The following is a 14,797-nucleotide window of genomic DNA, read 5'->3' on the forward strand; positions in this document are numbered from 1 at the left end:
TATCTCGCCGAAACTGTTTAAGATCTATAGTGTACAGGCAACCCTCCGACACAGCGGGGCGCTGCCGGCACATCGCCGCGCCGCAGCCCGGGCGCCCCGCATACAACAATTCGATTGATTGACGAGGAAGACCCGTGGAACAAAGGCCGAATATCATTTTGTCGTCGCAGGACCTGGACCGCCTGGAGGCGCTGCTGGATTCGATGCCGGCGACCGCCTTTGCCGGCAAGACCGAGCTGCGCACGGAACTCGACCGTGCCGAGGTGGTCGAGCCGCGGGAGGTGCCACCCGACGTGGTGACCATGAACAGTACGGTCCGCTTCGCCCTGGAATCGGGCGAGGAGTTCTGCCTGACCCTGGTATACCCCAAGGACATGGACGGCAGTGCCGAACGTATCTCGGTGCTGGCCCCGGTCGGCAGCGCCCTGCTGGGCCTGTCGACGGGTGCGTACATCGAGTGGCCCCGGCCGGGCGGCGGCCTGATGAAGGTACGGATCGTGGAGGTCATCTATCAGCCCGAACGCGCCGGTGAATTCCACCGCTGACATGGCATCCGGATCCGGTCCGTGAAACTCAAGCAGATCCTCGCCCTCGACTGGGACGCCATTGCCGGTGTCATCGCCGCGATCACGGCGATCGTGCTGCATATGTTGCACATCATCGATGCGTCGGTGATGGTCACCATCGCGGTGGTGATGATCGCACTGCTGTTCATCCGCGACCTGCGCCGCGAGCGTGCCATGGAACACGCCTACGCGACCATCGAAGAGAGTGGCCGCACCCTGCACCGTATCCAGGCCAAGCTGCAGCCGATGGACGCGCAACTGGTCGGGCCCGCCCAGCTGCGGGCGGCCAGCGAGCGGTTCGCTGCACACGCGCACGGCGAGATGACCTGGTTCCACGTCTGCCTGTCCATGTTCCGCCCCCAGCCGCTGTTCGACGTCTTGCTGCGCCCGGCCATCGAGAATCCACAGGTGACCGCCATCCAATTCATCCTCGACGCCAGCCAGCAGGGCCTGTGGGAGACCGAGGTGCTGGCGAAGGTCTCCGCCTGCAGTGGTCGTGACAAGCTACTTCCGCCGATCTGGACGACCATCGATGAATCCGTGTCGGTCATCATCGCCGACGGCGGCCCCGGCGGTCGTGCCGAGGGTCTGCTGAGCTTCTGGGGCGAGCCGTTCATGGCGCACTCGGCGGACCGCAAGGTGCCGCGCTACATCTTCCATGTGCAACCACATTCCGAACTCATGCCGCGGCTGACTGAGCTGGTGCGCAACTACCGCTTCGCGCGCTGACCGCGACCGGCCGGTGCCCGGCAGTCGGGCACGCCCGCCGACCATCGTCCTGGGTTCCCTCCACTTGGCCGCATCGGCGCCAGAAATACAGCGCCGGTCGACTTGTGAAGCCCTTCACAACTTCGTGTCCTTGCAGCGCCTAGAGTGGGGCGTCCACCGCCACCGAAAACCGTAGTGGCGGGAATCGCGCATCCATGGAGGACTAAGGATATGTTCGATCAGGTGAAGCAGAACGTCGGTAAATGGACCCGGGGCAGCGAGGAGCCGGAGACCACGGCTGCAGCCGCTGTCGAAGCCGCCCCGCGGCCACGCGCGACGCGCATGAGCAATGCCGAGCCGGCGACCATCGGGCCCTCGATCCGCATCAAGGGCGAGCTGACCGGTGAGGAGAACCTCGTCATCGAGGGCAGCGTCGAAGGGACCATTCATCTGGAGAAGAACGACCTCACCATTGGTACCAACGGCCGTATCAAGGCCGATATCCATGCCAAGGGCGTGGTCGTCGAGGGTGAGCTGCAGGGCGACATCGTCGGCACCGAGAAGGTGATCATCCGCCGCAGCGGCAACATGCGCGGAAACATCGTCGCGCCGCGCGTCACGCTCGAGGACGGCGCCATGTTCAAGGGCAGCATCGAAATGGAGCCGGGCCCGCAACGCCAGACGGGCGGCGACGCGAGTGTCGGCACGTTGCCCCGTGGTGCCACCGTCGCCGAGGTATCGGTGGCCCCCACCAAGACCGCCAAGTCCTGACACCGTGGTATCCCGATTCGCAAACCTGCTGCAGGCCGGGCGCGTACGACAGTGGACGAGTGCCGCCAGGGAACTCATTGGCACACGCAACGCACCGGTACCGGACACGCCCGCCGGTGAGCTGACCAACAGTCCCTTACTCGCCAGCCTGGTCGGGCAGTGCGCCGAGCGGCCGCGCTGTCATGTGCTCGACCTCGGTCCGGCGATCAGTTCCAATATCGCCTTCTTCCAGCAGCTGCACTGCAAGCTCGAGATCGCCGACTGCGGCGCGGAACTGCTGCGTCTGAGCCGGCGCGGCGAGGACGAACCCACACCTCTGGACGTGCAGCTGGCGCGCTTGGTGCCGGTGGACCCGGATGACCCCTACGATGCGATCCTGGCGTGGGATCTGCTCAACTACCTGGACAAGCCGCTGTTCGCGGCCCTGGCGGCGCATCTGGCGCCGGCGGTGACGGGCGACACCCAGTTGCACGCCTACATCGGTGCGCGCAAGACACTGGCCGCCGAGCCGGCGCAGTACCGGTTGCAGGACGAGGGTAAGGTCGAGGTACGGACACGCAGTGCGGTGACGCGCGCCTGTCCCTGCTATCACCAGATGGAGTTGCGCAATCTGCTACCGCAGTTCGGCGTAGCGCGCTCGACGCTGCTGCAGAACGGCATGCAGGAGTATCTGTTCAAGGGTCAGGGCCGCGGGCACCGCGCAGCCGCACGGCGGCGCTGAGGGGAATCAGTCGCTGGCTGGCGTGAAATGGCCGGCGAACGGGCCCGCGAGGGCCCGCCACAGACCGGGGTGGGTGGTCGTGGAGCCGGCGCCAGCGTACGGGGCCGCGTGGCCCCCGTGTCCGGCGCCGTCGTCCGGATCACTCGCCGGCGTTGCCCGACTTCGCATCGCCGCCGGCCCCGCACTTCATGCCGGACCGCTTAAGCTCGTCGCCGCTCAGCACGCCGTCGCCATCCGTGTCCATCTTCTGGAACATCTTCGCGTGGCCGGCGTTGAACTCCTCGAGGGTGACCTTGCCATCGCCATCCGTATCGAACTTGGCGGGGCCGCGCATGCCATCCTTGCCCATCTTTCCGCCGCACTTACTGTCCTTCATCTTGCCACCACATTTAGCTTCGGCGACGACGAGCGTGTGGCCGGTCGTCAGCTCGGTCTGCGCGAAGGGGTTACCGGCGGCGATGGCGCCACCGGCGAGCGATCCGACAAAGGCCGCGCCGAGGGCGATGATGAGGGGTTTGATTGTGGTCTTGTCTGACATGGTGATGCTCCTTGGTATTGGTGATCGGCGCGGAGAGTGGCCACCGACGCTTGTGGTACCCGCCGTACCCGGCGAGCTGCCTGTGAGGACATGGAGTGTGACATCCTCATCCCGGACAGGTTCCCGGAAGGATAGTGTAATAATCCTGAAAGGTTTACTCCAGCCACGGAAGACATTGAGATGAAACAGTGTGGTAACACTCCGGTTCATCACCCGGCGGGTGCGCAGGGCTGTTGTGTAAAGCATATGATCTCGCCCGTGTTTTCCCGTGTACTCCCGTGGCAAATACAGTTTTTGGGGTAATGCGGGGCCGGGGTGATCCTACTGCTGCAGTAGACGTTCCAGGCACTGGATATATTGCGCTTCGTCCGGCGGGATATTGTCGCGTTGACCGCGCCAGATCGCCTCCGCCAGGCAGTCCATCATTCGATGTTCCAGGTCATGGCCGTCGGGCCGGGCGCGGCGCAGCCGCTGTGTCAGGGCACGGATGCCCGCCGGCCGGTCGGTGGCGAGTTGTTCGTGCAGGGCCAGGTGCAGGCCCATGTGCAGGAAGGGATTGGTTTCGCCCAGTTCGGGCAGATAGTCCCTGTTCAGCGCGGCGTCCGGGTGCTCCAGCAGCGGCTGGTATTCGGGATGCAGCAGGATCACGTTGAAGACCTGGCGTTCCAGAGGCGTCAGTGCCTCGCCGGCCCGCTGCCGGTGCCAGACGTCGCAATAGAATTGCCGGAGCTGATCGCGGTCCTGCGGAAAGAGCATGGTTCGTATCCCTCAGCCCGACAGCGTCGTCTTGGCGCGGTAGTCGCACAGGTCCGCGATCGGACATTCCGGGCACCTGGGCTTGCGCGCCAGGCAGGTGTAGCGGCCGAGCAGGATCAGCCAGTGGTGGGCATCGCGCCGGAATTCGCCGGGGACGCACCTGAGCAGCTTCTTCTCCACCTCCAGCGGCGTCTTTCCGGGTGCCAGGCCGGTGCGGTTGGCGACGCGGAAGATGTGCGTGTCCACCGCGATGGTCGGCTCACCGAAGGCGGTATTGAGGATGACGTTGGCCGTCTTGCGACCCACGCCCGGCAGGGCCTCCAGCGCCGCCCGCTCGCGCGGTACCGCGCCGCCGTGTTGCTGCTCGAGGAGCGCACAGGTGGCCAGAATGTGCTTCGCCTTACTGTTGAACAACCCGATGGTCTTGATGTGTTCCTTCAGGCCTTCCTCGCCGAGCGCCAGGATGTCGCGGGGTCGCTGCGCGATCTTGAACAGCCCCGCCGTCGCCTTGTTCACACCCCTGTCCGTCGCCTGCGCCGACAATATCACCGCGATCAGCAACTGAAACACGTTGCCGTAGTGCAGTTCGGTCGTCGGATGCGGATTGGCAGCGCGCAGGCGCTCGAAGATCTTACGACGTTTGTCGGGGTTCATGGCAAAGACATTTAACCACGAAGGACACGAAGGAAACTGAATACAACAACGGGTGTTGTTGCGTGAGCCTGGTGTATGGCGGGCTCAACAGATTGTTTCATTCCAGTTCTTGTATTCCCTTCGTGTCCTTTGTGGTTGAAATTGACTCACCCCACCGCCGTCACCGGCTCCACCACGGTGATGCGCTGGGGGCGGCGCTGCAGGCGGCCGTCGATGACGTTCTTGAGGGCGATGATCAGGCCGAGGCCGATGAAGGCGCCGGGGGGGAGGACGGCGAGCAGGAAACCGCGGTAATCCTGGATGACGTGCAGCGTCCAGTCGCGCGCACCCGCACCGAACATCATGTGTGCCTGGGAGAGCAGGGTGCCCTGGCCGATGAGTTCGCGCAGGGCGCCCAGCACCACCAGGACCAGCAGGAAACCCATACCCATCATCAGGCCGTCGACCAGCGCACGGCCGGGGTCGTGCTTGGAGGCGAAGGCCTCGGCGCGGCCGATGATGTTGCAGTTGGTGACGATCAGCGGGATGAAGATACCCAGCACCAGATAGAGCTCGTGCAGATAGGCGTTCATGGCGAGTTCGATGACGGTCACCACCGCGGCGATGATCAGCACGAACACCGGGATGCGTACCTCGGGCCGCACCAGCCGGCGGATCAGCGATACCGTGACGTTCGAGGCGACCAGGGTCAGCGCGGTCGCCAGGCCGAGTCCCAGACCGTTGATCGTATTCGAGGTCACGGCGAGCAGCGGGCACAGGCCGAGCAGCTGCACCAGACCGGGATTGTTGGCCCACAGGCCATCCCGGACGATGCTGCCATAGGTCGGTTCGGTCATGGTGAGGCCTCCTCCGCAGTGTCTTGCGCTTCGGCAAACAGGGTCTGTCGATGACGGTCGAAGTATATCAGAGCCTTTTTGACGGCCTTCACCACCGCGCGTGGGGTGATGGTCGCGCCGGTGAACTGGTCGAAGACGCCGCCGTCCTTCTTCACCGCCCAGCCCTTTTCACCGGGGTCGCCGAGGGAACGGCCGTTGAATCCCAGGATCCAGTCGGACCGCGCGGCGTCGATGCCATCACCCAGACCGGGCGTCTCGCGATGGCCGGTGACGCGCACGCCGGCCAGGCGACCATCGGTCTCGATCGCCACCAACAGGCGGATCTCACCGTTGTACCCATCGGGCGCGACCGGCGCGAGGATCGCAGCCACCGGTTTGCCGTCCTTGCGGGCACGGTAGACGGTGACCGGCCGCGGCGTGCCCAGCAGGTCGGGATCGGTCACCTCGATGGTGTCGGCGAAGAGGTCGTTGTCGTGGCGCTCAGGCGGGACCAGCACGTGCAGATTGCGCAGCAGCACCTCGCGCTCGTTCTCGGCGATGCGTTCGTGGGTGTTGTCGAAGGTGAAGGCGACCATACCCGTGCCGATGGCGGCGAACAGGAACAGCAGCAGGGCTGTGACCAGGACATGGCGTACATTCACGGTCCGCCGCCCCGTCTCTTGCGCGTCTCGCCGAACACCCGCGGCTTGGTGTAGTAGTCGATGGTCGGCGTGGCCATGTTCATCAATACCACGGCGAAGGCGATGCCGTCCGGGTAGCCGCCCCAGGTACGGATCACATAGGTGAGCACACCGATGCCGGCGCCGTAGATGAGACGTCCCCGCGGCGTGGTGCTGGCAGTGATCGGATCGGTGGCAATGAAGAAGGCACCGAGCATGGCCGCGCCGCTGAGCAGATGAAACAGCGGCGAGGCGAAGGCGTCGGTGTCGCTGCCGTAGAACAGCAGGGCGATCACGAACAGCGCGCCCAGCATGCCGACGGGGATCTGCCAGGCGATGGCGCGCCGATAGACCAGGTACAGACCACCGAGCAGATAGGCGAAGTTGATCCATTCCCAGCCGGCGCCGGCATAACCGCCGAACAGCGGACCGGCGGTGATCTCACGCAGCGTGAGCCCCAGCCCGAGGGAGGTCTTCATGCTGTCGAGCGGTGTGGCCATGGTCAGGGCGTCGAGGCTGGTGCCCTCCGGCAGCACGCCACTGAACGACCAGGCCAGCGTCTCGGGCAGACCGAGGCCGCCGGCGGTACCGACCCCCGCCGGTGCGCTCCACAGGGTCATCTCGCGGGGGAAGGAGATGAGCAGCGCGACATAGCCGATCATCGCAGGATTGAACGGGTTGTAGCCGAGCCCGCCGTAGAGCTGCTTGGCGATGACGATGGCGAACAGGCCACCGACCACCGGGATCCACCAGGGTGCCAGGGGTGGCAGTGCCAGTGCCAGCAGTACACCGGTGAGGACGGCGCTGTTGTCGGCGAGCGTTGCGCCGACCGGGCGGCCGCGCAGTGCCAGCATCAGCGCCTCGGCGGCGGTGCAGGTCAGCACCGCGAGCAGAACGTTGACGAGCACGCCCCAGCCGAAGAACCACCAGGCGCAGAGCATGCCCGGGATCAGTGCGAGCAGCACGTCGCGCATGATCCGCGCGACGCTGCTGGTGCCGGTCTGATGTGGGGAGCTGAAGGTCGGGAACTGCATCAGCGGCCGCCCCCGCCCGCTTGCATGGCGCAGGCCACGCTTGCAGGTGCCCTGTGTAACGCAGGGTGCAATGACGGCCCCAACAGGGTCTCTATGCAGGTGTTCATCACCTCTCCTCGCCGTCCGCAGGCGGTGTGGAAGCGGCGTCAGCGGCCGTGGTACCGCTCCCGGCCTTCTTGGCCTTGACGCGTTCCAGCGCCGCCTGGATCGCCACCTTCTTGGGGTCGTCGCCGGATTTCCCGGGTGTCTGCAGGGCCTTCTGTTTCTGCTTCAGGCGCGCGGCGCGCTCCTCCTTCTCGCGTTCCTGGCGGAACAGCCGGAACTCGTGGCGCTGGCGGGCGATGTCGGCCTTCGCGCGCTCGCGCTCCTGGTTCCAGATCTCGGTCTTGGCGAAGCGGAAGTACTGCACCAGCGGGATGTGGCTCGGGCAGACATAGCTGCAACAGCCGCACTCGATGCAGTCGAACAGATTGAAATCCTGGATCCGGTCGAAATCCTTGGCATGCGCATGCCAGTAGAGCTGCTGCGGCAGCAACAGGACGGGGCAGGCGTCGACGCAGGCGCCGCAGCGGATGCAGGGCAGCTGCTCCTGTGGTAGCGGCAGTTCCGTGCGGCTGGCGACCAGCAGGCAGTTGGTGGTCTTGACCACCGGCACCGCGTCGGTGCCCAGGGCGAAGCCCATCATCGGGCCGCCCATGAGCAGCCGATGGGCGTGTTCAGTGTAGCCGCCGGCGGCGGCGATGACATCGGCGATGGGGGTGCCGATGCGCACCTCCAGGTTGCCGGGGCTGGCGACACCCTCGCCGGTGACGGTGACCAGGCGCGTGATCAGCGGTTCGCCCTCGATGAGCGCACGGTGTACCGCCGCGGCGGTGCCGGGGTTGTGGCAGATTACGCCGATGTCGGCCGGCAGACCCTGTGAGGGCACCTCCCGGCCGGTGACAATCCGGATGAGCTGTTTCTCGCCACCGCTGGGGTAGACGGTCGGGATCTGCACCACCGCCATCGACGCCGCCTCAGACGAGGCATCGATGGCGGTGCGCATGGCCGCCGCGGCCTCCGGCTTGTCGTCCTCGATGGCGATGAGGCAGGTCTCGGCCTGCAGCGCGTACTGCAGGATGCGCGCGCCGCTGACCACGTCCGCCGCCCGGGTGCGCATCAGCATGTCGTCGCAGGTGATGTAGGGCTCGCACTCCGCAGCGTTGATGAGGAGGGTGTGGATGGGACGCTCCGGGCCGGGGTTGAGCTTGATGAAGCTCGGGAAGCCGGCGCCGCCCAGACCGACGATGCCGGCGTTGCGGATGCGGTTACGCAGCTCGCTGGGGTCGAGCTGTGTGGGGTCGTCCGAGAGGATGTCCGGCGCGGTCTCGTCGCGGCCGTCGGTGTCGATGACGATGCAGGCTGCGTGCAGACCCGAGGGATGCGGTACGGCCCGATCGCCGATCTCCACGACGGTCCCGGAACTGGGGGCGTGGATGGGTACGCTCACATAGCCGTTGGCACGGGCGATCATCTGGCCTTTGAGGACCCGCTCGCCCACGGTGACCAGCGGTTCGGCGGGTGTGCCGATGTGCTGTGCCAGCGGCAGCACCAGCCGTGGCGGTACCGGCATCACGCGTACCGGTGACAGCAGTGATTGCGCCTTGTTGCCCGGCAGGCGCAGGCCGCCATGGAAGCGGTGGAGTGTGCGCGGCGTGCCCGTCATGATCGTGAGGTCTGCAAGGCCGCTCCTGTACGTGTCTGTGCTGCAGTCATGGTTGCGCCGTCTTGTCCACGGGGTCCGGCACCACCGCGGTGTCGCTGCAGTCGTCGGGCGACGGCCATTTCCAGGTGGAGATGTCCTGTTGCACCGGCACCATGTGGATGCAGTCCACGGGGCAGGGCTCGACGCACAGCTCGCAGCCGGTGCATTCCTTCTCGATCACGGTGTGCATGTGCTTGGCCGCGCCCAGGATGGCGTCCACCGGGCAGGCCTGGATGCACAGCGTGCAGCCGATGCAGAGCTGCTCGTCGATGACCGCGACCGTCTTCTCCGCGTGCTGGCCGTGCTCGGCGTTGAGCGGCTTGAAGTCGCGGCCGAGCAGGTCGGCGAGCGCGCGGATGCCGGCCTCGCCACCGGGCGGGCACTGGTTGATGTCGGCCTCGCCGGCCGCGATGGCTTCGGCGTAGGGGCGGCAGCCGGCGAAGCCGCACTGGCCACATTGTGTCTGCGGCAGGATGGCATTGATCTGGTCGACCACCGGGTCGCCCTCGACGCGGAAGCGGATGGCACTGTAGCCGAGCAGCAGACCGAACAGTCCGGCGAGGATCCCGAGTGCGAGGATGGCGGTGAGCACGGGCCTACCCCTTGATCAGCCCGGCGAAGCCCATGAAGCCGAGCGACATCAGGCCGGCGGTGATCAGTGCAATGGATCCACCACGGAAGACTGCCGGTACATCGGCCACCGCGATCCGTTCACGCATGGCGGCGAACAGCGCCAGTACCAGCGAGAAGCCCACGGCGGCGCCGAAGCCGTACACGGCTGATTCCAGGAAACCGTGCTGCTGCTGAGTATTCAGCAGTGCCACACCGAGCACGGCGCAGTTGGTGGTGATCAGCGGCAGAAAGATGCCCAGTACCTGGTACAGCAGCGGGCTGGTCTTGTGCACCACCATCTCGGTGAACTGTACCACCACGGCAATGGTAAGAATGAACGCGAGGGTGCGCAGGTATTCGATGCCGAGCGGTTCCAGGATATAGGCATTGATGAGATAGCTGCAGACCGACGACAGCGTCAGTACGAAGGTCGTCGCCAGCCCCATCCCGGTGGCCGTCTCCAGCTTGCGCGACACGCCCATGAACGGACACAGCCCCAGAAACTTCACCAGGACGAAGTTGTTCACCAGGACGGTGCTGACCAAAATCAGTGCCAGTGCTTGCATGTCGTTTTGACTCTGCTCTATCCCGTTTAACCACAAAGGACACGAAGGACACAAAGGAATACGATCAAAACATCATACTGCTATTGCACCTATCCGCTTCCGCGGCAGATACAGGGTTTTACCTGATAAAGGCTTTCCTTTGTGTCCTTCGTGTCCTTTGTGGTTAACAAACACTCGGCCCTATTTTACCCGCATTCCCGGCTGGGCACCGTCGTCGGGATTGAGGATGAACAGGTCTTTGCCGCCCGGGCCGGCGGCCAGGACCATGCCTTCGGACAGGCCGAATTTCATCTTGCGCGGGGCGAGATTCGCCACCATCACCGTCAGGCGGCCTTGCAGGTCCTCGGGCCGATAGGCTGACTTGATGCCGGCGAACACGTGGCGCGTCTCGCCGCCGATATCCAGGGTCAGTTGTAACAATTTGTCAGCGCCCTCGACATGTTCTGCCTTGACGATGCGCGCGATGCGCAGGTCGATCTTGGCGAAGTCGTCGATGGAGATCTCCGCGGCGATGGGATTGCCGGTCATGGCGGTGCTCGGTGCGGCCGGCGTGGTCGCCGCTGTCGGGGCGAGGTTTTCCCTGGAGGCGTCCTGCATGGCCGTCACCGCAGCGGCATCGACGCGCAGCAGCAGCGGCGCATAGACACGCACGGCATGGTCGGTGAGAGGCTCGGCCCGATTGACCCAGGTCATGGGCGCGATGCCGAGAAATGTTTCTGCCTGCCCGGCCATGCGCGGCAGCACGGGCTTCAGATAGGTCATCAACACCCGGAACAGGTTGAGGCCGACGCTGCAGACATCCTGCACCGTCTGTTCCTGACCGGGCTGCTTGGCCAGCGTCCAGGGCTTCTTCTCGTCGATGTACTGATTGGCCCGGTCGGCCAGGGCCATGATCTCGCGCATGGCGTGGCCGAAGTCACGCCGCTCGTACAGGTCGGCGATCTCTTCGCCGGCACGCACGAAGGTAGCGTACAGGTCGGGTTCGGTGCAGGTCTTCGACAGGCGGCCACCGAAACGCTTGCTGATGAAGCCGGCGCAGCGGCTGGCGATATTGACCACCTTGCCGACCAGGTCGGCGTTGACGCGCAACTGGAAGTCATCGAGGTTGAGGTCGATGTCGTCGATAGTGGAGCCCAGTTTGGCGGCGAAGTAGTAACGCAGGTATTCCGGGTTCAGGTGTTCCAGATAGGTACGTGCCTTGATGAAGGTGCCGCGGGACTTGGACATCTTCTGGCCGTTGACGGTGAGGAAACCGTGCGCATTGACGCTCGTCGGCGTGCGGAAGCCGGCACCGGCGAGCATGGCCGGCCAGAACAGGGCGTGGAAGTAGATGATGTCCTTGCCGATGAAGTGGTGCAGCTCGGTCTCCGCGCCCGGCTTCCAGAATTCGTCGAAGTCCAGGCCGGTGCGGTCACACAGATTCCTGAAGCTGGCCATGTAGCCGATGGGGGCGTCCAGCCAGACGTAGAAATATTTGTCCTCTGTGTCCGGGATCCGGAAGCCGAAGTAGGGCGCATCACGCGAGATGTCCCATTCCCTCAGGCCGTCCTTGAACCACTCATTCAATTTGTTGACGACTTCCGGCTGCAGGTGGCCGGCATCGACCCAGGTGCGCAGCAGCGGCTGGAAGTCGGCGAGTTTGAAGAAATAGTGCAGCGACTCCTTCTCGATCGGTTGGGCGCCGGAGATGACGGAGACGGCGTTCTTCAGCTCGGTTGGTGTGTAGGTCGCACCGCAGACCTCGCAGGAATCACCGTACTGGTCGGCCGCGCCGCAGCGCGGACACTCGCCCTTGATGAACCGGTCCGGCAGGAACATCTCCTGCACCGGGTCGTAGGCCTGGGTGATGGTGCGGGTGACGATGTGGCCGGCGTCGCGCAGGCGGGTGTAGATCAGCTCGGCGTACGCGCGGTTCTCGTCCGAATGGGTGCTGTGGTAGTTGTCGAAGCCGATCAGGAAGTCGGCGAAGTCGGCGCGGTGCTCGACGCCGATGCGCTCGATCAGCTGCTCCGGCGTGATGCCCTCGCTCTGGGCGCGCAGCATGATGGGTGTGCCGTGGGCGTCGTCGGCGCAGACGTAGTAGCATTCGTGCCCACGCAGCTTCTGGAAGCGTACCCATATATCGGTCTGGATGTACTCGACCAGGTGGCCCAGGTGGATCGGCCCGTTGGCGTAGGGCAGGGCGCTGGTCACCAGCAGACGGCGTTCACTGGCGGGGCGGCTGGGTGGGCGGTCGGCCATGCGGGCGCGGTCTCCGGGCGATGGTATTGCCATTGGTCAATGTTCGGCAGAAAGCTGCCCGAAAGGCCGGGATTATGCCACAGGGCGCCCGGCACGTGTCCGGCGTGTGCTCGCCGGTGCCCCAAACGTGCCCCGGGTACCGGTGTATTTCCCCACACGGCCGCGTGAAGACAGCCCCAGGGGCGTTGTGTACAATCCGCGGTCAGCTTCAGACCCTTGTCGGTCCGCGCTCGGCGGCAGCGACCCAGCTCAGAGGACAGAAATCATGGCAGAAGTATCACGTTTGCAGGTGGAGACCGCGCTCAAGGAATATGTGGACCCCTATCTGGAAAAGGACCTGGTCAGCGCCGGCAGCATCAAGGACATCACCATCGACGGCGGCAAGGTCAAGGTCGACGTGGTGCTGGGCTTCCCTGCCAAGGGCTATGAGGCCGATCTGACGGCGAGGATCAAGGAGAAGGTGTCCGCCATCGCCGACGTGTCCGAGGTGGCCGTGAACATCACGACCACCATCGTGTCCCACGCCGTGCAGAAGGGTGTCGACGCCATCAAGGGCATCAAGAACATCATCGCCGTGGCCTCCGGCAAGGGTGGCGTCGGTAAGTCCACCACCGCCGTGAACCTGGCGCTGGCCCTGGCGGCCGACGGCGCCAATGTCGGCATCCTGGACGCCGACATCTACGGCCCCAGCCAGCCGCGTATGCTCGGCATAAGTGGCAAGCCGGAGTCCAAGGATGGCAAAACCCTGGAGCCCATGACCGGCTACAATCTGCAGGCCATGTCCATCGGCTTCCTGGTCGATGAAGAGACCCCGATGATCTGGCGCGGCCCGATGGTCACCCAGGCCCTGCAGCAGCTGCTCAAGGACACCAACTGGTCCGATCTGGACTACCTGGTCATCGATATGCCGCCGGGCACCGGCGACACCCAGCTGACCCTGGCCCAGCAGGTGCCGGTGTCGGGTGCGGTCATTGTCACCACCCCGCAGGACATCGCCCTGCTGGATGCCCGCAAGGGCCTCAAGATGTTCCAGAAGGTGGAGGTGCCGGTGCTCGGCATCGTCGAGAACATGAGCATCCATATCTGTTCCAACTGCGGCCATGAAGAGCATATCTTCGGTCAGGGCGGCGGCCAGAAGATGTCCGAGCAGTACGACGTCGACTTCCTTGGCGCCCTGCCGCTGGATATCCGCATCCGCGAGGAGACCGACAGCGGCAAGCCCACCGTGATCGCCGAGCCGGACAGCCGCATCGCGCAGATCTATCGCGAGATCGCCCGCCGCACCGCCGCCAAGCTGTCGCTGCAGGCCAAGAACCACGCCGCCAAGTTCCCGAAGATCGTCATTCAGAATAACTGAACAAAGGTAGATACAAGAGACAAGATTCAAGATACAAGTCATTATGTTTTTGACTTGTATCTTGTCTCTTACATCTTGTATCTCATAACAATATGTCCATCAAAGCAGATAAGTGGATCCGCCGCATGGCGGCGCAGGGCATGATCGAGCCATTCGAGCCCGGTCAGGTGCGCGAGGTGGGGGGCCGGCGGGTGATCTCCTACGGGACGTCGAGCTACGGCTACGACATCCGCTGTGCGGACGAATTCAAGATCTTCACCAACATCAATTCGGCCATCGTCGATCCCAAGAACTTCGATGCCAACAGTTTCGTCGATGTGCAGTCCGACGTCTGCATCATCCCGCCGAACTCCTTCGCGCTGGCGCGCACGGTGGAGTATTTCCGCATCCCGCGTAACGTGTTGACCATCTGCCTGGGCAAGTCGACCTATGCCCGTTGCGGCATCATCGTCAATGTCACCCCATTGGAGCCGGAATGGGAAGGCCACGTGACGCTGGAATTTTCCAACACCTCACCGCTGCCGGCGAAGATCTACGCCAACGAAGGCGTCGCCCAGGTGTTGTTCTTCGAGTCCGACGAGGTCTGCGAGACGTCCTACGGTGACCGTGCCGGCAAATACCAGGGCCAGACCGGCGTCACGTTGCCGAAGACGTGAGGCGTGAGGCGTGAGGAGGGAAAGGAAAAAACCCCTTATGGCCACGGAAGCACACGGAACAACACGGAAAAATAATAATGTAAAAGCCCAGTGCTCAAACCGAGCGATCACTGGGTAGGAAGAGCCTGTAAATAAGTCTGTGTAACTGCCCATCCATCACGGGTGATCGCTAATGCGGTCACCGAAGAACCTCTTAACAGTCCCTCAGGTTGCACCCTGATGCATCTGGGCTTCGCTCCCCGCATGGGAACCAGGAGTGTCCTGGTTTTCCAGCAATCGAATTTTTCCGTGTTGTTCCGTGTGCTTCCGTGGCTAAAGTGGGTTTTCTCCTCACGCCTCACGCCTCACGCCTCACTCACGCACCGGCGCCGCTCAGCA

16 protein-coding genes are annotated in these 14,797 nt (G+C 64.3%); 6 read left to right on the top strand and 10 right to left on the bottom strand.

What is annotated here, in order from left to right; all coding sequences use genetic code 11:
• Positions 1–134: 134 nt before the first annotated feature.
• The 4 genes from rnk to K8I04_02640 all read left to right on the top strand — a co-directional run bounded on the left by rnk (position 135) and on the right by K8I04_02640 (position 2,766).
• On the top strand, positions 135–545 hold the full coding sequence (rnk, locus tag K8I04_02625) for a nucleoside diphosphate kinase regulator (GenBank protein ID MBZ0070615.1): 411 nt from the start codon (positions 135–137) through the stop codon (positions 543–545).
• 21 nt (positions 546–566) lie between these two features.
• Complete coding sequence (locus K8I04_02630) at positions 567–1,295, top strand: hypothetical protein (protein MBZ0070616.1); 729 nt, start codon at positions 567–569, stop codon at positions 1,293–1,295.
• Positions 1,296–1,616: 321 nt separating this feature from the next.
• Complete coding sequence (locus tag K8I04_02635) at positions 1,617–2,045, top strand: polymer-forming cytoskeletal protein (protein MBZ0070617.1); 429 nt, start codon at positions 1,617–1,619, stop codon at positions 2,043–2,045.
• Positions 2,046–2,049: 4 nt separating this feature from the next.
• Complete coding sequence (locus K8I04_02640; GenBank protein MBZ0070618.1) at positions 2,050–2,766, top strand: hypothetical protein; 717 nt, start codon at positions 2,050–2,052, stop codon at positions 2,764–2,766.
• 139 nt (positions 2,767–2,905) lie between these two features.
• Here K8I04_02640 and K8I04_02645 read toward each other — a convergent pair whose 3' ends face one another.
• From K8I04_02645 to metG, 10 genes are all read right to left on the bottom strand, one after another.
• Entirely contained in the window at positions 2,906–3,304 is a 399-nt protein-coding gene (locus tag K8I04_02645; protein ID MBZ0070619.1) for an EF-hand domain-containing protein, read from the bottom strand.
• A 321-nt stretch (positions 3,305–3,625) separates the two neighbouring features.
• Positions 3,626–4,060 (bottom strand): DUF1841 family protein, encoded by a 435-nt coding sequence (locus tag K8I04_02650; GenBank protein ID MBZ0070620.1) that lies wholly within the window; start codon positions 4,058–4,060, stop codon positions 3,626–3,628.
• A gap of 12 nt (positions 4,061–4,072) precedes the next feature.
• Entirely contained in the window at positions 4,073–4,714 is a 642-nt protein-coding gene (gene nth, locus K8I04_02655) for an endonuclease III (protein MBZ0070621.1), read from the bottom strand.
• Between the two features lie 146 nt (positions 4,715–4,860).
• Positions 4,861–5,550, bottom strand: coding sequence for an electron transport complex subunit E (locus K8I04_02660; GenBank protein ID MBZ0070622.1), 690 nt, complete (start codon positions 5,548–5,550; stop codon positions 4,861–4,863).
• The gene (rsxG, locus tag K8I04_02665) at positions 5,547–6,125 is read right to left on the bottom strand and encodes an electron transport complex subunit RsxG (GenBank protein MBZ0070623.1); all 579 of its coding nucleotides are present in this window, start codon (positions 6,123–6,125) and stop codon (positions 5,547–5,549) included. The genes K8I04_02660 and rsxG overlap by 4 nt, the downstream gene beginning before the upstream one ends.
• Positions 6,126–6,187: 62 nt before the next feature.
• Entirely contained in the window at positions 6,188–7,243 is a 1,056-nt protein-coding gene (rsxD, locus tag K8I04_02670) for an electron transport complex subunit RsxD (protein MBZ0070624.1), read from the bottom strand.
• A 106-nt stretch (positions 7,244–7,349) separates the two neighbouring features.
• Entirely contained in the window at positions 7,350–8,948 is a 1,599-nt protein-coding gene (gene rsxC, locus K8I04_02675; protein ID MBZ0070625.1) for an electron transport complex subunit RsxC, read from the bottom strand.
• 46 nt (positions 8,949–8,994) lie between these two features.
• Complete coding sequence (rsxB, locus tag K8I04_02680; protein MBZ0070626.1) at positions 8,995–9,579, bottom strand: electron transport complex subunit RsxB; 585 nt, start codon at positions 9,577–9,579, stop codon at positions 8,995–8,997.
• Positions 9,580–9,583: 4 nt separating this feature from the next.
• On the bottom strand, positions 9,584–10,165 hold the full coding sequence (rsxA, locus tag K8I04_02685) for an electron transport complex subunit RsxA (protein MBZ0070627.1): 582 nt from the start codon (positions 10,163–10,165) through the stop codon (positions 9,584–9,586).
• A 180-nt stretch (positions 10,166–10,345) separates the two neighbouring features.
• Entirely contained in the window at positions 10,346–12,406 is a 2,061-nt protein-coding gene (gene metG / locus K8I04_02690; protein MBZ0070628.1) for a methionine--tRNA ligase, read from the bottom strand.
• 265 nt (positions 12,407–12,671) lie between these two features.
• On the opposite strand from metG, the gene apbC reads away from it, so the two are divergent.
• Together apbC and dcd are read left to right on the top strand one after the other, a co-directional pair.
• Positions 12,672–13,763: an iron-sulfur cluster carrier protein ApbC gene (gene apbC / locus K8I04_02695; GenBank protein ID MBZ0070629.1), complete on the top strand. Its 1,092-nt coding sequence runs from the start codon at positions 12,672–12,674 to the stop codon at positions 13,761–13,763.
• Positions 13,764–13,855: 92 nt separating this feature from the next.
• Entirely contained in the window at positions 13,856–14,419 is a 564-nt protein-coding gene (gene dcd / locus K8I04_02700; protein ID MBZ0070630.1) for a dCTP deaminase, read from the top strand.
• The last annotated feature ends 378 nt before the right edge of the window (positions 14,420–14,797 follow it).

The sequence above is a fragment of the Gammaproteobacteria bacterium genome, assembly GCA_019911805.1.
Taxonomy (GTDB): Bacteria; Pseudomonadota; Gammaproteobacteria; order Thiohalobacterales; family Thiohalobacteraceae; genus JAHJQQ01.